13 protein-coding genes, 9 tRNA genes and 1 pseudogene are annotated in these 20,535 nt (G+C 42.6%); 19 read left to right on the top strand and 4 right to left on the bottom strand.

Features of this window, described 5'->3' with window-relative positions; all coding sequences use genetic code 11:
• Window positions 1–5 precede the first annotated feature (5 nt).
• From ACXAC4_RS03325 to ACXAC4_RS03350, 6 genes are all read left to right on the top strand, one after another.
• Window positions 6–1,010, top strand: coding sequence for a GGDEF domain-containing protein (locus ACXAC4_RS03325; RefSeq protein WP_475159019.1), 1,005 nt, complete (start codon window positions 6–8; stop codon window positions 1,008–1,010).
• Between the two features lie 42 nt (window positions 1,011–1,052).
• Window positions 1,053–1,418: a glutaredoxin family protein gene (locus tag ACXAC4_RS03330; RefSeq protein WP_475159021.1), complete on the top strand. Its 366-nt coding sequence runs from the start codon at window positions 1,053–1,055 to the stop codon at window positions 1,416–1,418.
• A 96-nt stretch (window positions 1,419–1,514) separates the two neighbouring features.
• Window positions 1,515–2,999, top strand: coding sequence for a glutamate--tRNA ligase (gltX, locus tag ACXAC4_RS03335; RefSeq protein WP_475159025.1), 1,485 nt, complete (start codon window positions 1,515–1,517; stop codon window positions 2,997–2,999).
• Window positions 3,000–3,151: 152 nt separating this feature from the next.
• Entirely contained in the window at window positions 3,152–3,844 is a 693-nt protein-coding gene (locus tag ACXAC4_RS03340; protein ID WP_475159026.1) for a DUF3581 family protein, read from the top strand.
• Window positions 3,845–3,931: 87 nt separating this feature from the next.
• The gene (locus tag ACXAC4_RS03345) at window positions 3,932–5,161 is read left to right on the top strand and encodes a DEAD/DEAH box helicase (RefSeq protein WP_475159028.1); all 1,230 of its coding nucleotides are present in this window, start codon (window positions 3,932–3,934) and stop codon (window positions 5,159–5,161) included.
• Between the two features lie 34 nt (window positions 5,162–5,195).
• Complete coding sequence (locus ACXAC4_RS03350; protein ID WP_475159029.1) at window positions 5,196–5,378, top strand: hypothetical protein; 183 nt, start codon at window positions 5,196–5,198, stop codon at window positions 5,376–5,378.
• A gap of 293 nt (window positions 5,379–5,671) precedes the next feature.
• Here ACXAC4_RS03350 and ACXAC4_RS03355 read toward each other — a convergent pair whose 3' ends face one another.
• Window positions 5,672–6,004, bottom strand: coding sequence for an Hpt domain-containing protein (locus ACXAC4_RS03355; RefSeq protein WP_436409841.1), 333 nt, complete (start codon window positions 6,002–6,004; stop codon window positions 5,672–5,674).
• Window positions 6,005–7,051: 1,047 nt separating this feature from the next.
• A pseudogene (locus tag ACXAC4_RS03360) lies at window positions 7,052–9,475 on the bottom strand (ATP-binding protein); the annotation flags it as partial.
• 315 nt (window positions 9,476–9,790) lie between these two features.
• On the opposite strand from ACXAC4_RS03360, the gene ACXAC4_RS03365 reads away from it, so the two are divergent.
• The 11 genes from ACXAC4_RS03365 to glsB all read left to right on the top strand — a co-directional run bounded on the left by ACXAC4_RS03365 (window position 9,791) and on the right by glsB (window position 12,326).
• Window positions 9,791–9,866: transfer RNA gene (locus tag ACXAC4_RS03365), tRNA-Phe, on the top strand.
• A 15-nt stretch (window positions 9,867–9,881) separates the two neighbouring features.
• A tRNA-Thr gene (locus ACXAC4_RS03370) sits at window positions 9,882–9,957 on the top strand.
• A gap of 33 nt (window positions 9,958–9,990) precedes the next feature.
• Window positions 9,991–10,066: transfer RNA gene (locus tag ACXAC4_RS03375), tRNA-Phe, on the top strand.
• 15 nt (window positions 10,067–10,081) lie between these two features.
• A tRNA-Thr gene (locus ACXAC4_RS03380) sits at window positions 10,082–10,157 on the top strand.
• A gap of 33 nt (window positions 10,158–10,190) precedes the next feature.
• A tRNA-Phe gene (locus ACXAC4_RS03385) sits at window positions 10,191–10,266 on the top strand.
• A 15-nt stretch (window positions 10,267–10,281) separates the two neighbouring features.
• Window positions 10,282–10,357: transfer RNA gene (locus ACXAC4_RS03390), tRNA-Thr, on the top strand.
• Window positions 10,358–10,392: 35 nt separating this feature from the next.
• Window positions 10,393–10,468: transfer RNA gene (locus ACXAC4_RS03395), tRNA-Phe, on the top strand.
• 15 nt (window positions 10,469–10,483) lie between these two features.
• Window positions 10,484–10,559 (top strand) — tRNA-Thr (locus tag ACXAC4_RS03400).
• 35 nt (window positions 10,560–10,594) lie between these two features.
• A tRNA-Phe gene (locus ACXAC4_RS03405) sits at window positions 10,595–10,670 on the top strand.
• A 222-nt stretch (window positions 10,671–10,892) separates the two neighbouring features.
• Window positions 10,893–11,252, top strand: a complete 360-nt coding sequence (gene hpf, locus ACXAC4_RS03410; RefSeq protein ID WP_058029027.1) for a ribosome hibernation-promoting factor, HPF/YfiA family — start codon at window positions 10,893–10,895, stop codon at window positions 11,250–11,252.
• Between the two features lie 165 nt (window positions 11,253–11,417).
• Window positions 11,418–12,326 carry a glutaminase B gene (gene glsB / locus ACXAC4_RS03415; RefSeq protein WP_475159031.1) on the top strand — a complete coding sequence of 303 codons (909 nt, stop codon included), beginning with the start codon at window positions 11,418–11,420 and terminating at the stop codon, window positions 12,324–12,326.
• A gap of 79 nt (window positions 12,327–12,405) precedes the next feature.
• Here glsB and ACXAC4_RS03420 read toward each other — a convergent pair whose 3' ends face one another.
• A complete protein-coding gene (locus tag ACXAC4_RS03420; RefSeq protein WP_475159034.1) occupies window positions 12,406–13,710 on the bottom strand; it encodes an inosine/guanosine kinase in 1,305 nt (434 codons plus the stop codon).
• A 155-nt stretch (window positions 13,711–13,865) separates the two neighbouring features.
• Here ACXAC4_RS03420 and tadA point away from each other — a divergent pair, with 155 nt between their 5' ends.
• On the top strand, window positions 13,866–14,375 hold the full coding sequence (gene tadA, locus ACXAC4_RS03425) for a tRNA adenosine(34) deaminase TadA (RefSeq protein WP_138483573.1): 510 nt from the start codon (window positions 13,866–13,868) through the stop codon (window positions 14,373–14,375).
• Window positions 14,376–14,695: 320 nt separating this feature from the next.
• Here the strand turns inward: tadA and mltF are convergent, their stop codons facing one another.
• The gene (mltF, locus tag ACXAC4_RS03430; protein ID WP_475159036.1) at window positions 14,696–16,072 is read right to left on the bottom strand and encodes a membrane-bound lytic murein transglycosylase MltF; all 1,377 of its coding nucleotides are present in this window, start codon (window positions 16,070–16,072) and stop codon (window positions 14,696–14,698) included.
• A 225-nt stretch (window positions 16,073–16,297) separates the two neighbouring features.
• On the opposite strand from mltF, the gene purL reads away from it, so the two are divergent.
• Window positions 16,298–20,182 carry a phosphoribosylformylglycinamidine synthase gene (purL, locus tag ACXAC4_RS03435; protein WP_475159037.1) on the top strand — a complete coding sequence of 1,295 codons (3,885 nt, stop codon included), beginning with the start codon at window positions 16,298–16,300 and terminating at the stop codon, window positions 20,180–20,182.
• The last annotated feature ends 353 nt before the right edge of the window (window positions 20,183–20,535 follow it).

Genomic DNA, 20,535 nt, shown 5'->3' on the forward strand with positions numbered 1-20,535 from the left:
ATTTCATGCAAACATCAAACTGTGGCTACGGATTAGTAAAACAACTGGTCTCTCAAAAAAAAGAATCGGACTTAAAGCTTTGCTTTAGTCTGATCTTACAAGAGCTGCTTAGTGATAGATTTGATGCTTATTTTTTTAGTAAAAAGTGTTGTCACGTTAAGGCGCAGATTGAATTTCAGTTTACCGTCCATGCGTCAGGTGTGATCCGTCAGGAAGAGTGCAATACACTATTAAATTTATTTAAGAGTGCGCTGCAAGATTTACCCGAACATATCAAGTTATTAAAGCAGCCTTCAAGAACTTTCTTCTTCGCGAAAACTGACATTCAACCTTTGGGTGGGTTGATTGTCACCAATAAAGTCAATAACCTCGGTAGTGTTATTCTCTCTGATAAAGAGGAAGGGTTGATACTCCATTTATTGGATGTGTACTTTTTGCAACTGAAGTTGCTTCATAATAGTGCGATAGATCCATTATCTCAATTACTTAATAGGCAGAGCTTTGAACAACAACTTACTGATATTATGCACAGTGAGAACTGTATGCAAACCAAGAAAACTGACCCTGAGAATAGTTGGTTTTTAGCCATGTTAGATATTGACCACTTTAAAAAGGTCAATGACACCTATGGGCATGTAATTGGAGATGAAGTGATTGTGTTGGTATCGCAATTACTCAAATCGCATTTTCGGTTTGATGATCTACTTTTCCGTTATGGCGGCGAAGAGTTTGCAATTTTATTTTCAACAGAACATGCTGAGTTAGCATGGAAAGTTCTAGATAGAGCAAGAGAGCTAGTGGCAAATACTCGCTTTCCACAAGTGAGCCATGTCTCTATGAGTGTTGGTTTTATTCAGGTAGGGGATGATTTTCAGTTATCTGAATTAGTGAATAAGGCCGACAAAGCACTTTATTATTCAAAAGAAAATGGTCGAAACCAAGTAACTAACTATCAACAGCTCAACTTGGAACCACAAGTGATCACTGACTGCGATATTGAATTGTTTTAATTTGTGATACACTCCGCGGGATTTTTAAGCGTTGGAGTTATTATGAAATTTGTTCGTTGGTTTTTAGGCCGTATCATTCTTCTTTTAAACTTTGTTTTCACGCCTAGAAGTAAAAAACGTGAAACACAGGCGCAGCAACAGCTTGATGCAAAAACACAGAACTTTAAGCTTTATCAATTTGAAGCATGTCCATTTTGCGTAAAAGTACGCCGTGCTATCAAACGCGAAGGTTTAAAAGTCGAAACTCGCGATGCAAAAAATAATGAAAATTATCGTCAAGAGCTTGCTGAGCAGGGCGGTAAAGTTAAAGTGCCATGTTTGCGTATAGAAGAGCAAGGAAAGGTGACTTGGATGTATGAATCAAGTGACATAGTTGCGTTTTTGCAAGGCTTAGATAAAGCCGCTTAAAAAACTCAAAATACTAGGTAATTTTTTGTCGAATAATGGCGGGTGTGCTAGCATACCCGCCATTATTTTATTGTCTGATCAATTAAGAGAAATCACATGACTATCCGTACTCGTGTAGCTCCATCACCAACAGGTGATCCGCACTTAGGCACAGCTTATATTGCCCTTTTCAATTACTGTTTTGCTAAGCAACAAGGCGGTGAGTTTGTTCTTCGTATTGAAGATACAGACCAAGTGCGTAGCACGCCTGAATCAGAGCAAGCGATCATGGATAGCCTGCGTTGGTTAGGCCTTAACTGGGAGCATGGTCCTGATGTGGGCGGTGAGTTCGGTCCATACCGCCAGTCAGAGCGCAGCGATTTATACAAGCAATTTGCGCAGCTGCTAGTTGATGAAGGTAAAGCGTTTTATTGTTTCGCAACAGCCGAAGAGCTAGATGAAATGCGTGAACAACAAATGGCTGAAGGTCTTCGTCCTAAGTACGACGGTCGTGGTCTGTTGTTAAGCGAAGACGAAATCAAAGCAAACCTTGAAGCGGGTAAACCTTACGTTATTCGTATGAAAATCCCAACTGAAGGTAGCTTCAAATTTAATGATTACCTACGTGGTGAGATTGAGATCCCGTGGGAAAACGTAGACATGCAAGTGCTTTTAAAAGCAGATGGTTTCCCAACGTATTTCTTAGCAAACGTTGTTGATGATCATCACATGCAGATCAGTCATATCTTCCGTGGTGAAGAGTGGATCAACTCAGCACCTAAGCTATTAAAGCTATATGAAGATTTTGGTTGGGAAGCGCCTGTACTTGGTCACCTACCACTGCTTCGTAACCCAGATAAATCTAAGCTGTCTAAGCGTAAGAACCCGACGTCGATTAACTACTACAAAGAAATGGGCTTCTTACCAGAAGCACTGCTTAATTATTTAGGTCGTATGGGCTGGTCAATGCCTGATGAACGTGAAAAGTTCACCCTTGCTGAAATGATCGAAAACTTCGACATGAAGCGTGTATCGCTTGGTGGTCCAATTTTCGATATCGACAAACTAAACTGGTTAAACGGTCTTTGGATCCGCGAAAACCTATCTGACGAAGAGCTTATTCAGCGCTTTGTTGATTGGAAGTTCAACGGTGAGACGTTATCTCGCATCTTACCTCAAGCTAAAACGCGTATTAACAAGCTGTCAGACTTAGTTGACCTAGCAGGTCACTTTGTGGGTGGTATTCCTGAATATGACCCTGCGCTATTAACCGCGGGCAAAGCGGAAGAGGACGTTGTACGTCAGGCACTTCAATTCTTTATTTGGGAACTAGAAACGCTTCGTAGCTGGACAAAAGATGAGATCTTCGCGATTGCAAAAGCAGTAGCAACGCATCACGAATTAAAAATCAAAGATTTCTTAGAGCCAATCTTTGTTGCCATCACAGGCAAAACGTCTTCAACGTCGGTTGTAGATGCAATGGAAATCTTAGGGTCAGACTTATCTCGCGCACGTTTACGTGTGGCACTAGAGCACATTGGTGTGTCTAAGAAGCAAGCTAAAAAATTAGAAAAAGCATATCGCGACTACCCAAAAGCTTAAACTAAAACTTTGATTCATATCGACTTAAAGGCCACTTTATTTCAAAGTGGCTTTTTTATTGGTGCATTTTTGCCAATTTCACAACAGATACGACCTCTCTAACAATTTATTCTGCTACTATAGCCCGTCCTTAAAGTTGTGGAACTAGATGTATGTTAACGCCTTACTACCAACAAGATGCTGAGTTTGTCACGATCACACGTGAGCAGGGTAGCCAATTCGCTAAAAAAGTAGCAGATGACTTTAACCCATTGCATGATGCTGATGCGAAGAAGTTTTGTGTGCCAGGTGATTTATTATTTTCACTGGTATTATCGCGCTATGGTGTAAGTGAAAACATGTACTTCAAATTTGAAGGCATGGTTGACGAAACTTCACAACTTCAGTTTCCTGAAGCGGCAGATGAGTTTGCTGTAACATCAAACGATAAGGTAATGTTATCGGTGAAGCGAGATGGCGAAATAAGCCAATGCCCAACTTTAATTGAGAGCTTAACAAAGAATTACGTGGCTTTCTCAGGCACAACTTTCCCGCATATGATAGTGCCAGTAATGGGTGAAAAAGAGGTGATGATCAACCCTGCACGCCCTATGGTTATTTACGAATCAATGGCTATTCACTTTGATGATATCAATGTAAAGTCGGTGGAACTAGAAACAGATACACCTGAGTTCGAATACGAAGGTAAACGCGGCAAAATCATTCTTAAATTTAACTTCATCAGTGAAGGTAAAAAAGTCGGTCGTGGTGAAAAGCATATGCTAGTGTCTGGTATTAAAGCCTATGACCAACAGGCAATCGACGACTTGATTGCTTATTACAATGAGCGCAAAGCAACTCTTTAAGATTATAATAAACAATATCACCATAAAGCGCGCCTCAGGCGCGTTTTTGTTATACTGCACACAGTTTATTTATTCGCAGTGATACTTATGTCTTTCTCCTCCTTTTCTTTGGCACCGGCCATTCATTCTGCTCTTGAAACACTCGGGTTCGAAGCCCCAACTGATATTCAATCGCAGACTATACCACTTGCACTTACTGGCAAAGACATCATCGCGACTGCGCAGACTGGTACAGGAAAAACGGCGGCATTTATGTTACCGATCCTGAATAACCTATTAAGTGATGAAACAAAACAGGGACAAGTTAGGGTGCTAGTGCTTGCACCAACGCGCGAGCTTGCGCAACAAGTCGCTGAGAATACCCAGCAATATGCAGCCAATACTGATTTAAAAGTGGTGTGTCTGTATGGTGGTGCAAATATTGGCCCTCAAGAGAAACGATTGAAGGCAGGCGTTGATATTGTTGTTGCAACGCCTGGGCGTTTACTCGACCATTTAATTAAAGGCACTTTGTCACTCAGCCAACTTGAACATTTGGTTTTTGATGAAGCCGATAGAATGCTAGATATGGGCTTTATTGGTGAGATAAAACGCATTATGCGTCATGTGCCAGACTCACGACAAACCATGCTCTTTTCTGCAACCTTAGATGAAAGTGTTGAGAAGCTGGCTAGCCGTTGGTTATCCGATCCTAAGCGTGTTGGCATAGAGCAACAAAACACCACTGTTGAGGCGATTGAACAAACCTTTTATGCAATAGACGAAGAGAAGAAAGCTGCTGTCATTGCTTATTTAATTGGTAAGAATAACTGGCAGCAAGTACTAGTATTTACACGCACTAAAGCGCAGGCTGATAGCCTTGTGAAAGAGCTTATCAAAGATGGTTTGCCGAGCAGTGCAATTCATGGCGATAAATCACAAGGCGCTCGAGATAAAGGGTTAACTCAGTTTAAAGAAGGCAAGGTACGTGTGCTTGTTGCCACTGACGTTGCGGCGCGTGGTATCGACATCAGCACATTAGATTACGTGATTAATGCACAGCTACCTTATGTGGCAGAAGATTATATTCACCGAATTGGTCGCACCGGTCGAGCAGGGCGCTCGGGTAAGGCTATTAGCTTAGTCAGCCAAGATGAACAGTGGCTACTTGAAGAACTTGAAGTGTTATTAGATGAGCGATTGACACCACAATGGCTAAGTGGTTTTGAACCTGACTTGACCCGAGAGGTCAAAGATAACCGTAAGAATACGAATAAAGCACGCAAAGACAGAGATAAAAAACGAGTGCTGGGTCAGCGTCAACGTAGAAGAAGGTAGCCTAGTGTGCTAGCTAAGTAAAACAGGAGTTTTTATGAATGTACTGATTATAATTGGCAGTTTAGTTATCAGCTTATTGATTTTGATCCCACTGTTAGAGCGTTATCAGGAGAGTTTGGGGCTACACAAGATGCAAAAATATAGTAAGTATATTTTACCTTTAGTGATGGTGTCTTTGGTGATCAAATTGCTTTATATGCTTTGGCATGGTAATTAACCTGAGCTTTGGATAATAAATCTATCTCCAGCGGCTACTTTCAGCGCTCACAGCGTTGAATTTACTTACAATAGGCCAGCTATTGATGCGTAAATTCGCCTTGTTATCGCTAAAAGTCTCCGGCTGCAGACTTGAAAAAGTACTTATCATTTCAATATCAATACTTTAGTAAATCTCTTAACCAAAGCTCAGGTTAATTAACCTAAATTTTGCTCAGTTAAAGCTAATCACAATAAAACAGCCACAAAAAAGCCCGCAGTTTAAAACTAGCGGGCTTTTTTATATCTGACGGCTTACTCTGATCGTTGCTTGATGAAGTCTTGCATGAACATCATCGCATCGGTGTAGTAATCGTCTAATCTATCTCTGAAACTAATTAGCTCATCAATGTTTAATTCGCGGTCTTTACATGCCTGCTCGAATTGAATCGCGATTTCAGCCACTTGCATAGCCCCCACGGTCTTTGAAATTGATTTGAGCTGGTGGCAGTCTGAGATGATCTTGTCTTGTTCGCGCGTCATGACATTGGCAAAAATATCACGGATCAACTCACTACTTTGTTCAAGGTACATTCTGAAGAAGCGTAGTTTTTTTGCTTCATCATGATTGACGTATTTATCAAACATATCAATATCAACCACAGAGAGCGTTGAGATATCGACTTGCGGCTCTTCAATACTTTCTTCAGTAAGTAAATCATCTTCGGTAGTAGCCTCAACCACAGTCTCAACTTCGCTAGATTCTGGCTCTATAGCTTTTACTTCATTAGGTGTATCAACTTCTATCGTATCTTCAACTAGCACTTTAATTCCAGGCACCGCAGGCTCTTGAGTGCTTGCAGGGTTAAGTGCATCTTGCGAAGTCCCTTCCGGCGCCAAACCAAAGCTTGGTGTTGGAATAGTATTATCTGGAGCCTGAGCTGCAGGAGTTGCTTCCCAAGTAGACTCTAAAGAAATAGCACTTAGAGAGCCGGTTAAAGCGCTTGCCTGAGAAGGAATTGCAGAACCAACCTGTTCAGTTTCTTCAGTTTCTTCAGTTTCTTCAGTTTCTTCAGTTTCTTCAGTTAAAGTATCTGTTATCGCAGTTTCTGTTTTATCTTCAGAAGAGGCTGAAGCAGTTTCATCAATATCATTGAGGTTTTGCCAATCAATATTGTCTTGGTTGTCTACTTCAATATTATCGATATTGATCTCATGCTCAAACTCATCAACTTGTGCGTTGCTGGCATCATCTTTCCACTCTAAATCACTGTCACTCTCAGCAAATTGGCTCAGGTCTAAAGTCTCTTCAGAAGGAGAGTGTGAAGAAGGTGTAGATGATGTTTCTTCTTGCCATGCTAGATCATCAACTTCATGAGACTGAATAGATAAATCGAGATCATAATTATCTTCATGAGCGTTTGAAGATTTTGTCTCTTCAGTCTCAGGCTCTTGCCATGCTAAATGAGCGTTGTCTGTTTCGGTTAAAGCATCAATATCTATAGTATGAACATCATCTTCTATCGTGTTTTGTGGTTGTTGAGGCGTTTCTCCAGTCCAATTTAGGTCTGAGTCAAAATCTGTGTTTTCATCAGATACTTCTGTCTTTGGCTCATCAAGGTGTGTGTCTGATATGTCTTCAAATTGCTCACTCTCATCCTGCTTTTGTTGAGTCTGAGAAATAGGATGCGTGTCCGATATTTCTTCATTGTCAACAGGTAGAGTAGGCTGCTCTTTTGTACTTTCTTGCGAAGCTGACATTTGAATATGTTTTTCAGGCTGCCATTTTGCAAGTGTCGCTTCTAGTACATTTAATTCAATCGGTTTGGTAATGTAGTCATTCATACCCGTTGCAATACAACGCTCTTTCTCACCTTTCAAAGCGTTGGCAGTTACCGCAATAATATATGGTTGAGCTTTAATATCATGGCTCTTTTCTGCTTCATCACGAATGGCTTTAACCATGTCATAACCTGACATCTTCGGCATATGTAAATCGGTAAGAATGATCGGATAGTGGTTTTTCTTCCACATTGCTAACCCTTCTTCCCCATTTTCAGCGACTTCAACGCCATAGCCAAGTAAGTGAAGTTGGTCAGTCAATACTTGTTGGTTTAACACATTATCTTCAGCTAATAGTACAAGCTTATTCTCAGCGCGAGCTTTATCGACATTTAAGAAGTTATTAAAAGAGGTCGCTTTCTTTAATTGCTTCGGCTTATGTAAACCAGCAGCAACCATTACAGATGTCATAAAGCTGCTCTTACATAATGGTGCTGCATTCAAGTAGAAAATATTGGCATGATTTAGTGCAGACTCGTCCATGGTGCTTAATACAATAACTTGCTGCTTATTTTGCTCTAGAGAATAAAGCAGAGAGCGTAACTGGTCATTCACTGGTGCCATGCCGTCTAAGCCATCAAGCACCCAAATTAAATTTGGTGTGTGCTGGAATTCTTCAGCTTCATCAATTGAGTCAATGGCGTAAGTATTCGCGCCCATAAACGAAAGGTAACGACACAAAATTGCTTTACGAGCGGGGTTATCAGTGAGTACAACAACAGGTTTTTGCGCTAGCACGGCTTTATTAGCATATTCAACTTTGCCGTCGGTACTAAATGGTAATTCGACCACGAATTCACTGCCCATCCCCAAATCACTGGTGACATTAATTGAGCCCAGCATGAGCTCAATTAGGCTTTTACAAATGGAAAGGCCTAATCCGGTACCACCATATTCACGGGTGATCGAGTTTTCAGCTTGAATAAACGGATTAAAAATCTCACGCAACTGCAGTTGCGTCATGCCCTTACCGTTATCTGTCACAGAGAACCTTAACGTGTAATGCTCAGAGGTATTTTGTGCAACTTCTACTGCGACTTTTACAAAACCTTGTCGGTTTTCGTCTGTGGTTGTGAACTTTATGGCATTACTACACAGGTTATATAAAACCTGACGAACACGAATATTGTCGCCAATTAGGTTTTTAGGAATATCTGGGGCGATTGCCAGTTGTAAGTCGAGTTTACGTTTTTTAGCCACAGAAGATAAAACGCGTGCCACTTCTTCAATGGTATCGGTAACAGAAAAAGCGGTGTTATCTATTTGTAGCTTACCGGCTTCAATTTTTGAGAAGTCCAGAATATCGTCCAAAATACCCAGCAAAGAGAAAGCTGAATCACGAATGATGGTACTGAGGCGGTGTTGCGCGCCATCTAAATCTGTTTGGCGTAACAAATCAATTGTACCAATAACACCATTCATCGGTGTTCTGATCTCATGACTCATAGTCGCTAAGAAGGTCGTTTTGGCTTCGTTAGCTCGTTCGGCGTTCATAGTCGCCTTTTCAAGTGCCAGTGTTCTAGCTTGTACTTCTGTTTCTAAGCTAGTTTGAAGCTGCTTGAGCTCTTTTTCAGAAGTTTGATTATTGTCTATCGAAGTCTGCACTTGTTGTAGTACATCATTAATAGATTGAGCTACTTCGTCAAAACCAAATCCTAAGTTGCTATCAATGAATCTTTTATAATCTTGCTCTTCTGATACTTTTTTAAGCTCTGATTTCAGCTTTTGCTTGTCAGTCGCAAGTTGTTGAGCGAGGCGGCGCTGTGCAAAAAGTGCAAAACCGAACGCTAGTAATAAGGCCAGTGCAAATAAACCATATGCGATATTGCTTGTGTTGCTGCTGGTTTTTACTTTGTGCTGGATAACCAATTCGCCAACATACTGCCCATCAAGCTTTAAAGGTTGATGAACAGTTAGCGTGTTGCCAACTTTAAATTGCTTCACTTGTGAAATTGGTGCAATTGCAGTTTCGTTACTTTGGAAGATGAGAGCGGGCTCTGCCATACCCGTCATACTATATAAATAATATTGGGTATTAGGATCAGCCTCTGAAATACCAGCCAGTAACTTCTTAACCTGACTGAACCCTTGTTTCATCATAGTATTTGCAAGTGGTTCAGAAAGCTGTTGTGCTTGATTGGCAAAATCAATTTGTGGTGCTTGTTGTGATTTAGGAAGAAAGTACGCGGCTGCAGCACAAATAGCGCCAACAGTTAATATACTAGTTAGCACCAGAGGTAAAAAGCCTGATAGTTTTATATTCTCAGAGTTTGGCATTGATAAGGTCCGATTTAACTGCTCTAGAATTTGATTATTATTGGTTTATTAAGTACCCAATCGTAACATTGTCTTGTTATTAAAGCTCGCCGTTTTTAAGCATTTTCCATTCACTCTTTAAGCATGGTTATCTCTTTTTAGTGACGTACTTTTGAGCAATTAAGGCACTGTTTGTACAAACTTTGCTATTGGTGGTTGAAAACTAAGCAAGCAAATATTGCTTTTAAAAAAAGGGTTGACTTGAAGGGGCAAAACTCGTTTAATACGCCGCACGCCCAGACGGTTACCAAGTTTAATCGTTTAGGTGATGTGTTTGCCCAGATAGCTCAGTCGGTAGAGCAGAGGATTGAAAATCCTCGTGTCGGTGGTTCGATTCCGCCTCTGGGCACCACTTATTTTCGGTGTTGCCGACTTAGCTCAGTTGGTAGAGCAACTGACTTGTAATCAGTAGGTCATCCGTTCGACTCGGATAGTCGGCACCATTTCTTATGCTAGGAATTAAAACTAAGCAAATTGCCCAGATAGCTCAGTCGGTAGAGCAGAGGATTGAAAATCCTCGTGTCGGTGGTTCGATTCCGCCTCTGGGCACCACTTATTTTCTGTGTTGCCGACTTAGCTCAGTTGGTAGAGCAACTGACTTGTAATCAGTAGGTCATCCGTTCGACTCGGATAGTCGGCACCATTTCTTATGCTAGGAATTAAAACTAAGCAAATTGCCCAGATAGCTCAGTCGGTAGAGCAGAGGATTGAAAATCCTCGTGTCGGTGGTTCGATTCCGCCTCTGGGCACCACTTATTTTCGGTGTTGCCGACTTAGCTCAGTTGGTAGAGCAACTGACTTGTAATCAGTAGGTCATCCGTTCGACTCGGATAGTCGGCACCATTTTCTCGCTAAGAAGTAAAACTAGCAAATATTTAGCCCAGATAGCTCAGTCGGTAGAGCAGAGGATTGAAAATCCTCGTGTCGGTGGTTCGATTCCGCCTCTGGGCACCACTTATTTTCGGTGTTGCCGACTTAGCTCAGTTGGTAGAGCAACTGACTTGTAATCAGTAGGTCATCCGTTCGACTCGGATAGTCGGCACCATTTTCTCGCTAAGAAGTAAAACTAGCAAATATTTAGCCCAGATAGCTCAGTCGGTAGAGCAGAGGATTGAAAATCCTCGTGTCGGTGGTTCGATTCCGCCTCTGGGCACCATCATTGAAAAGCCTCGCAGTAGCGAGGCTTTTTCATTTCTAGCAAAATAAACCTCAGTCAACTCAAAACCATAGAAAGATGTTTTCTTTTTAGGCACTTGCAATGTGGCGCTGATCTGAATCAAATGGCATTCTTATTAAAATAAAATTTCTATTTTTTTGCTTGTGAAATCCAATTTTGCCCTCAATACTGTAGTTGAGGTAAACAAAAAAAGGATACCCTATGAAAATAAATCTTTCTGGTCATCACGTAGATGTAACCGACGCAGTAAAACAGCATGTCCAAGAAAAGTTTGCCAAAATCGCAACGCATTTTCCTTCATTGATAGCCTTAGACATCATCATTAGCAAAGAGCACAACCAGTTTTATACTGAAATTAGCACTAACTATGAAGGCGCACGCGTAGCGGTAAAAGGAGAAGGTGAAGTTATGTATCCGGCAATTGCAAATGCCGCGAAAAAACTAGATGCAGCCCTAAAGCATAGAAAAGGTCAATTAAAAGCAGATAGGCATGAAAAACCAGTGAGTACCACACCACCTATCGCCCACGAAATTATTCAAGAGATGAATTTAAGCCAATAAGTTTATTGCAAGTACTACGAAACAAGCCCGATTTATCGGGCTTGTTTCGTTTATAAGTAAAATCAGTTTTTTGTATTTGATTAATATTGTTAGTTACGAATATCGACTGGTGTTTTGGCGGCTTAACTTCGGCTATATTGTGAAAAAAATAATGGTCTTTATTTAGTGCTTGATTATCAAACTTTATTAGAAAATACATGCCTGTATGTTGAGCCATTCTCTCACCAGGGGGAAGTCGCGACCTATATTCCTGCGCTTGCCGAGCAAAAGAAAGGTCAGTTTGCAATTGCGTTGCAAACCACTGATGGAAAAGTATATTCGGCAGGAGGTGTCAGTAATAAATTTACTGTGCAATCAGTGTCAAAGGCGCTCACTTTAACTATGGCATTACAGCGTTATGGGGATGAGTTGTGGCAGCGTGTTGGTAAAGAACCATCTGGAACTGCTTTTAACTCACTAACTCAGCTTGAGTTCGAACAAGGTAAACCAAGAAACCCTTTTATTAATGCTGGCGCTATTGTCACTGCCGACGCACTTTATTCTCGTTTGAGCGCACCTATTCATGCTGTACTAGAGAAGTTTAGAGCTCAGTCAGGTAACAGTAATGTTGTGATCAATCGTACTGTGGCTAACTCTGAATATCAGCATAGGTATCGCAATGCCGCTATGGCTTATTTAATGAAGTCTTTCGGGAACTTTGATAATGACGTCGAAAAAGTGCTTTGGAGTTACTTTAATTACTGTGCCATTGAAGTGAATGTGATTGAGCTTGCTAAGACGTTTTCTTATTTAAGCAATAAAGGACTTTGCTTACAAAGTGGCGAGCAAGTGTTATCGGCAAAGCAAACGAAACAACTCAATTCTTTATTATTTACCAGTGGTCTTTATGACGCAGCCGGCGACTTTGCTTATCGTGTTGGTATGCCGGGGAAATCAGGCGTGTCAGGCACTATTATTGCCGTGTTACCGGGGCAGTTTACAGCTGCTGTATGGTCTCCAGGTTTAGACAGTTATGGTAATTCGGTCGCGGGAATAGCTGCATTAGAATATCTTGCTGAACATATAAACCATTAAAACTTACTTAATCATAAATACAATAAAGCCGACTGATTAGTCGGCTTTATAAGTTTAATTTGTTTTAGTACAAATCAGCTTATTGTTCCCAATACGCTTGTTCTAATGAATCTTCACGTTCTGGTAATCCTCTTGATAAACGAGGAGAGTGCTGTACTAAAACTTCATAGCTTGCACGATTTGCATACTTACTGATCTGAGCTAATGATGAGTAAGTAATGGCAGTGTGCTCGTGCTTTGCTGAATTTGGCACATTCATTTTATGGTATTCGTTGGCTGATAAGTCATGCAATACCGCAGCTAACGCACAATCGCCCGCACCATTGGTATTTTTAATTGAATCAGGACCCCCCATATAAGGCGCTGTATGTGCGTAAACTTTAATCGGGTTAACACATGCATCTTTGCGCATAGATCGCGAAAATTCATATTGGTTGAATTCAGCGATTGCACCAGGCAGTAGCGGGTATTCTGTTTCACGTTTGAATTCATCATCAACGTAACCTGCCATAACGAGGCCTTTCGGACCAGCAGTACAAATAACAAGGTCAACCCAATCGAGCGCTTTGTCAGCAGCCAATAGCGGATCGCTGAAGCCTGTGATTGCTTCACCTTCTTCTTCGTTCATCGCTAAGATGTCGACATGCTTTTCAACAAACTCAGCCCACCATTTAGGGTCTTGTTCGATTAAAAATTTGGTGCCGAGTGATAAAACAACCGGAACGTTGGCTTCATTGGCGTATTTAACCGCTTGAATTGTTGCCTGTGTCATCGTCTCATCACCAGATGTGCGCATTAGGTAGGCACTAATCACCAGTGCTGAAGCATTTGCAATAAGTTGCTCTGGAATTGACTCTGGCTTTAAGTGATTCATTAAGCCTGGGCTGATAGCAAAAGTACGCTCACCTGTGTCGTCAATTAATGTGAAGCAGCGACCAATAGGGCCGTCAACTGGTTGCAAATAATCCAGATCGACTCGGCTAGAGGTATTGCATAAAAACTTGTATGCGTAGCTACCAATTTTTATGTTTTCACTCATTACACCAAGCAATACTGAGCGATCGTCGGCTAACACCGAGTAATTGTGCATGGTATTACCTATGGTGCCACCTGCAAATTCATAATCGATCATATTTTCGCGTTTAAGACGGTCATATAACGCGTTCGTCACCTCACTTTCGATGACTTGTGACATACCTCGTTGCAGGCCAAATTCATCAAGAAATGCTTGATCAACTTTGGCTTCGATATCGACAACTATTTGGTCTATGCCGCAAATGTAACTGCGTTTTAACCTATCTTCACTACTGATTTGATCTAGTAGTGGGTCTTTATCTTCCACAGGAAAATAATGTTTATGCCTGCGGCGTCCCGGAAATTTCATGTGTTACCCGTGTGTGTTGTAGCTCAAGAAATAAAAAAAGCGGCGAATTATAGCCTAAATGCGGGAGCTTGAGCCATGCCAAATCGACAAATATTGCAATTAAATGTGGTATATTTGCGCTTAAACTTCCTAAATAGTAGCAGTAACAGACACTAATGACAGAAATCGAGCAAGATCAATACTGGATGCAAAAGGCACTAGAGTATGCAGATAAAGCTGAGCAACAGAATGAAATTCCTGTTGGGGCCGTGTTAGTGAAAGATGGTGAGCTTGTAGGCGCGGGTTGGAATCAGTCTATTTGTAACCATGATCCATCAGCCCATGCTGAGATGATGGCAGTGCGAGAAGCCGGTAAGAAAATCGAGAATTATCGCCTGATTGATTGCACTTTATATGTCACCCTGGAGCCTTGTCCTATGTGCGCTGGTTTGCTTGTTCATAGTCGTATTAAGCGCTTAGTGTATGGTGCAGCTGATGCAAAAACAGGTTCTGCGGGGTCCATAATGAATATCGTTAGAGAGCCTAAGTTAAACCATCAGTTAGAGGTGACTTCGGGTGTGATGGCTGATCAGTGTGCAGAAAAATTATCGGCGTTTTTTCGTCGCCGCAGAAAAGAAATTAAAGAAGCGAAAAGGTTGGCAAAACAAGCAGCTCAAGAAGGCTGAGCTGCTGATTCATTTTTTTCTGCCATTTCATCCATTTGCATGATGGCGAACGCTTTTCTTCGATTTAGCACCTTCTTGTGCGAACTTTTAGTCAAAACACGTCTACGATTTGGTGACGTATGAGAAGTGTTTCGTTTAAATTGGTGAGTACGACGTCTGTTAAGCATCGACACCTCCTAATTGTGAGAGATTAAACCATACCAATATCTTTGGTACATATATCAAACAACATAACTCATTACTTAAGAAAATTGATTGATACTACGATTGGCAGAATTACAGGGAATGATTGCAAATATGTGACAACGCGACCGAAAGCGTCACTTTTGTCCGTTTTCTGAATTGAGCGCACCGTTTTCGTCTAACCAAACCAGCGCATCATAATATCGGCGGATGTTATCAACGTATTGAACTGCCACATCCCCACGTGCATATCCATATCGTGTTTTTCGATAGTAGCGCTTTTTAACCAACAGTGGTAGTCGTTTTTTCACATCGGCCCAGCGGCTTGGATCGCCACCTTGTTGCTCTGTAATTTTACGTGCGTCATTCACATGTCCCCAGCCCACATTGTAAGCCGCCATCGCAAACCAAACGTTGTCAGGGTGTTGTACGGACTTGGGAACACGTTTGATCAGTTTACTTAAGTAAATAGCTCCCCCTCTAATATTTTGCTCGGGTTTAAGACGGTTTTTTACACCGACTTGTTTTGCCGTTGGTTGCGTGAGCATCATGATGCCACGTACCCCTGTGGGTGATTTTGCACGCGGTTTCCACATGGACTCCTGATAGCTCAATGCGGCTAGTAATCGCCAGTCTAATTTGTTTTGCTCAGAGTATTTTTCAAACCATGCTTGGTACTTGGGGAGTACTTCTTTCGTGGCCTCTACAAAGGCGAGGGTGTTTACATAGTTAAATGTTTCTACATGGCCAAAGTACTTTTCTTCAAGCTCTGCTAGCTTTCCGTTTTGACTTACTTTGTCAAAAAAAGGCATCAGTAATGCGTAAAGTGAATCATCGGAGTCTTTACGCATTATCCAACTGATAGAGTCTTGCTGTGTGACCGAAAAAGCAATACTGACTTCTGGGTGGTAGCGGCGGAAAAGGGCAAGAGAGTGCGAGTCAGCAATCGTGTAACTAATTTTTTCGTCAATGATGTTTTGTAGTAGCTCTTCTTCATCCACATCATCTACAACGTGTATTTCAATATTGGGATATGTTTTTTTCGCTTCTTGTAAGCTAATTAAGTGATTTGAGCCTGCTAACACAGTAATAGGGGCATCGACTTCTTCAAAGTTTCTTGGTCGTCTAGGCCCCTGTTTATAAACTAGCTTTTGGCTAATGGCTCGGTAACTTGGCCCAAAGCGATAATGCTCGCCACGTTGTGGGTGGTAACTGAGTCCGGCGGCAATCAAATCTAAATCACCATTGTCTAAGCGTTGAAAAAGTTCAGGTAGGCTGTAAAACGGCACGATGTTGAGTTTGACGTTAAGAGAGTCTGCAAACGCTTGTGTTAACTCATATTCAAACCCTTGCTCGCCTTGCTGCGCTTGATAAAAATTAGCTGGCCCCGCCAGAGTACCCACTTTTAATTCGCGCTTTTGCTGCATGTGCTCAAGCTGTGTCATAGGCGGTTTATCACATCCGACTAAAACCCACATAAAAATGATGAGTGTGAGCAATGGTTTTAATTGCATAAAGACAAAGCGAGAAGTTATTAATAAAACTAAACTATCAAAGTTATGAGTAGATGCAAAATGAGAAATCTAACACCATGAAGTAAAAGTGTTTTTTTACTCGAATAAAGAACCTAATACGATTTTTGGCAGTTTTATAATTTTACAGTTAAAACTAGCCATGAATTCGACTATAATAGCGGCCCTAAATATCGTTCAATCCTTAACCCCCGGATGAAATTACCTATGTTGATTTTACGTGGTGCGCCAGCACTTTCTGATTTCAAAGTACAAAAAATCCTTAAAACTTGCGCTGATGCGAATTTACCAGTAACTGGTATTTACGCTGAGTTTATGCACTTTGCAGATGTCACTGCAGAGCTAAGCGACTCTGAATTAGACAAGCTAAACAAACTGCTTAAGTACGGCCCAACTATTGCCGAACACGAGCCTCAAGGTGCACTTATTCTAGTGACACCGCGTATTGGTACCATTTCTCCGTGGGCATCAAAAGCAACTGATATCGCTAACAACTGTGGCCTAGACAAGGTTCACCGTGTTGAGCGTGGTATCGCTTACTATGTTGAGGGTGAGTTAAGCGCAGAGCAACTAAATGACGTTGCTAAGCTAGTACATGATCGCATGACAGAGTCTGTTCACAATAGCCTAGAAGATGCAGGTCAGTTATTCCGCGTTGAAGAGCCGCGCCCAATGTCATCAGTAGACATTCTAGGTGGTGGCCGCGAAGCGCTTGCAACAGCAAACGTTGAGCAAGGTTTCGCACTAGCGGATGACGAAATTGACTACCTAGTAGAAAACTTCACTAAACTAGGTCGTAATCCGAACGACATCGAGCTATTCATGTTCGCACAGGCGAACTCTGAGCACTGTCGTCACAAAATTTTCAACGCCGATTGGACAATCGACGGTGAAGAGCAGCCTAAGTCGCTGTTCAAAATGATCAAAAACACATTTGAAACGCATCCTGACAACGTACTGTCTGCTTATAAAGATAACGCAGCGGTAATGAAGGGTTCTAAAGCGGGTCGTTTCTTCCCAAATAAAGAAGGCGAATACAGCTACAATCAAGAAAACATTGAAATCTTGATGAAGGTTGAAACCCACAACCACCCAACAGCGATTGCGCCATTCTCAGGTGCATCAACAGGTTCAGGTGGTGAAATTCGTGACGAAGGTGCAACAGGCCGTGGTTCTAAGCCAAAAGCAGGTCTAGTTGGTTTTACTGTATCTAACCTTCGTATTCCAGGTTTTGAGCAGCCGTGGGAAACAAACTTCGGCAAGCCAGGTCGTATCGTTGATGCACTAGACATCATGATCGATGGCCCACTAGGTGGCGCGGCGTTCAACAACGAATTTGGTCGTCCTAACCTACTTGGTTATTTCCGTACTTACGAAGAAAAAGTTAACAGCCATAACGGTGAAGAGGTACGTGGTTACCACAAGCCAATCATGCTTGCTGGTGGTCTAGGTAACATCCGTACTGAGCATGTTCAAAAAGGTGAAATTCCAGTAGGTGCTAAGCTAGTAGCACTAGGTGGCCCTGCGATGAACATTGGTCTTGGCGGTGGTGCTGCATCATCAATGGCATCTGGTCAGTCAAACGAAGACTTAGACTTTGCATCTGTACAGCGTGAAAATCCAGAGATGGAGCGTCGTTGTCAGGAAGTTATCGATAAGTGTTGGCAGCTAGGTGACGAAAACCCAATCGCATTTATCCACGATGTGGGCGCGGGTGGTCTTTCAAACGCATTCCCTGAGCTAGTAGACGACGGTGGCCGTGGTGGTAAATTCCAACTACGCAATATCCCGAACGATGAGCCGGGTATGGCACCTCACGAAATTTGGTGTAACGAATCACAAGAGCGTTACGTACTTGCAGTAGCGGCAGAAGACTTCGCACGTTTTGAAGAGATCTGTAGGCGTGAGCGCGCACAATACGCAGTAATTGGTGAAGCGACAGAAGAGCGTCACCTAACCGTTGCAGATAGCCACTTTGATAACAACCCAGTAGATCTTCCACTTGAAGTACTACTAGGTAAAGCACCTAAGATGCACCGTGACGTTGAGTCAAAAAAGGTATCTGGTGAAGCACTTAAAACAGATAGCATCAACGTAGAAGAAGCGGCTAAGCGTTTACTTCGTCTACCGACTATTGCTGAGAAAACATTCCTTATCACCATTGGTGACCGTACGGTAACAGGTTTAGTTGCACGTGACCAAATGGTTGGCCCATGGCAGGTACCAGTAGCAAACTGTGCTGTAACAGCAGCTGCGTTTGACACTTACCACGGTGAAGCCATGTCAATGGGTGAGCGTACACCTGCGGCACTTCTAAACTACGGAGCATCTGCCCGTTTAGCAGTCGCAGAAGCGTTAACGAACATTGCTGGCGCAAACATTGGTGGCCTTGAGAACATTAAGCTATCTGCAAACTGGATGGCAGCAGCAGGTCACCCAGGTGAAGACGCAGGTCTTTACGAAGCGGTAAAAGCTGTTGGTGAAGAGTTATGTCCAGCACTTGGTCTTACTATCCCAGTTGGTAAAGACTCAATGTCGATGAAGACAACATGGCAAGACGATGGTGAAGACAAAGCGGTTACAGCACCACTTTCTCTAGTAATCACTGCATTTGGCCGTGTAGAAGACATTCGTAAAACAGTAACACCTCAGCTTCGCACTGATAAAGGTGACTCAAGCCTTATCTTAGTTGATTTAGGTGCAGGTCAAAACCGACTGGGTGCATCAAGCCTTGCACAGGTTTACAAGCAGCTTGGTGACAAGACGCCAGACGTTGATAGCCCAGAGCTATTAAAAGGTTTCTACAACGCGATGCAAGCACTTGTGGCTGACGAGAAGCTACTTGCTTACCATGACCGTTCAGACGGTGGTTTATTCACAACTGTCGCTGAAATGGCATTCGCAGGTCGCACAGGTGTCACTGTAAACCTTGATAGCCTAACAGGCTCTGACATCGAAGCACTTTATAACGAAGAGCTAGGTGCGGTAATTCAGGTTCGCAACGACGACCTTGCAGCAGTTGAAGCTGTGTTAGCTGATAATGGTCTTGCAGCAATCAGCCACACTATCGGTGCGCTAAACACGGAAGACAAAGTTATCTTCAACCGTGGCGGCGAAGCAGTTCTTGCAAATACACGTACTGAGCTACGTACTATTTGGGCTGAAACAACTTACAAGATGCAAGCACTTCGTGATAACCCTGAGTGTGCTAAGCAAGAGTTTGATGCGAAATTTGACGAAAAAGATCCAGGTCTTAACGTAAAACTAAGCTTTGACCTAAACGAAGACGTAGCAGCACCTTATATCGCAACTGGCGCTAAGCCTAAGATGGCTATCTTACGTGAGCAAGGTGTTAACTCACACGTTGAAATGGCAGCGGCATTTAACCGTGCAGGTTTTGCAGCAGTAGACGTACACATGAGTGACATCCTTGAAGGTCGCCTAACGCTAGAAGAGTTCAAAGGCCTTGTAGCATGTGGTGGTTTCTCTTACGGTGACGTACTAGGTGCTGGTGAAGGTTGGGCGAAGTCAATTCTATTCAATGACATGGCACGCGATCAGTTCCAAACATTCTTTGAGCGTCAAGACACGTTCAGCTTAGGTGTGTGTAACGGCTGTCAGATGCTATCAACTCTGAAAGAGCTTATCCCAGGTACTGAGCACTGGCCACGTTTTGTAACTAACAAGTCAGAGCGTTTTGAAGCACGTTTCAGCCTTGTAGAAGTACAAGAAAGCCCGTCAGTATTCTTCCAAGGCATGGCTGGTTCTCGTATGCCAATCGCAGTATCTCACGGTGAAGGTCATGCTGAGTTTGCAAATGACGCAGCAGTGAAAGCAGCACTTGAATCTGGCACTGTAGCAGTTCAGTACGTTGATAACTTTGGTAAGCCAACGACGCAATACCCGAACAACCCGAACGGTTCACCGGAAGGTATCACAGGTATTACATCAACAGACGGCCGCGCAACAGTTATGATGCCACACCCAGAGCGTGTATTCCGTGCAGTAGCTAACTCTTGGCACCCAGATGAGTGGAAAGAAGATAGCCCGTGGATGCGCATGTTCCGTAACGCACGTAAAAACGTGGGGTAAAACACGACCGAAACGAAGTTTCGCAGCGTGTTTTACGCGAGTCATGGATGACGAGCTGGGCCGCAGCTTCAGGACGAATTAGTCTGCACAGCCTCAATTTGATTTAATTGAAAGGTCACTTCGGTGGCCTTTTTTGTATCTGTAAGTTGAGACCGACAAAAATATCGGGAATATTTTTGAACAGCGAAGCTGGCCCGAAGGGTGAAAGGCAGGATGCCTGAAGTTATCGAAGTTTCGCAGCGTGTTTTGCGTAAGTCTACGATGACGATTACTGCGTAACGCACCGGGTCGCAGCTTCAGGACGAATTAGTCTGCACTGCCTCAATTTGATTTAATTGAAAGGTCACTTCGGT

This window comes from Pseudoalteromonas sp. AWM4_233 (assembly GCF_056158285.1).

Excerpts from the sequence above, each read along its gene's own strand:
- ACXAC4_RS03325 (WP_475159019.1), top strand. The coding sequence starts at position 6 with ATGCAAACATCAAACTGTGGCTACGGATTAGTAAAACAACTGGTCTCT.
- ACXAC4_RS03330 (WP_475159021.1), top strand. The coding sequence starts at position 1,053 with ATGAAATTTGTTCGTTGGTTTTTAGGCCGTATCATTCTTCTTTTAAAC.
- gltX (WP_475159025.1), top strand. The coding sequence starts at position 1,515 with ATGACTATCCGTACTCGTGTAGCTCCATCACCAACAGGTGATCCGCAC.
- ACXAC4_RS03340 (WP_475159026.1), top strand. The coding sequence starts at position 3,152 with ATGTTAACGCCTTACTACCAACAAGATGCTGAGTTTGTCACGATCACA.
- ACXAC4_RS03345 (WP_475159028.1), top strand. The coding sequence starts at position 3,932 with ATGTCTTTCTCCTCCTTTTCTTTGGCACCGGCCATTCATTCTGCTCTT.
- ACXAC4_RS03350 (WP_475159029.1), top strand. The coding sequence starts at position 5,196 with ATGAATGTACTGATTATAATTGGCAGTTTAGTTATCAGCTTATTGATT.
- ACXAC4_RS03355 (WP_436409841.1), bottom strand. The coding sequence starts at position 6,004 with ATGTTTGATAAATACGTCAATCATGATGAAGCAAAAAAACTACGCTTC.
- hpf (WP_058029027.1), top strand. The coding sequence starts at position 10,893 with ATGAAAATAAATCTTTCTGGTCATCACGTAGATGTAACCGACGCAGTA.
- ACXAC4_RS03420 (WP_475159034.1), bottom strand. The coding sequence starts at position 13,710 with ATGAAATTTCCGGGACGCCGCAGGCATAAACATTATTTTCCTGTGGAA.
- tadA (WP_138483573.1), top strand. The coding sequence starts at position 13,866 with ATGACAGAAATCGAGCAAGATCAATACTGGATGCAAAAGGCACTAGAG.
- mltF (WP_475159036.1), bottom strand. The coding sequence starts at position 16,072 with ATGCAATTAAAACCATTGCTCACACTCATCATTTTTATGTGGGTTTTA.
- purL (WP_475159037.1), top strand. The coding sequence starts at position 16,298 with ATGTTGATTTTACGTGGTGCGCCAGCACTTTCTGATTTCAAAGTACAA.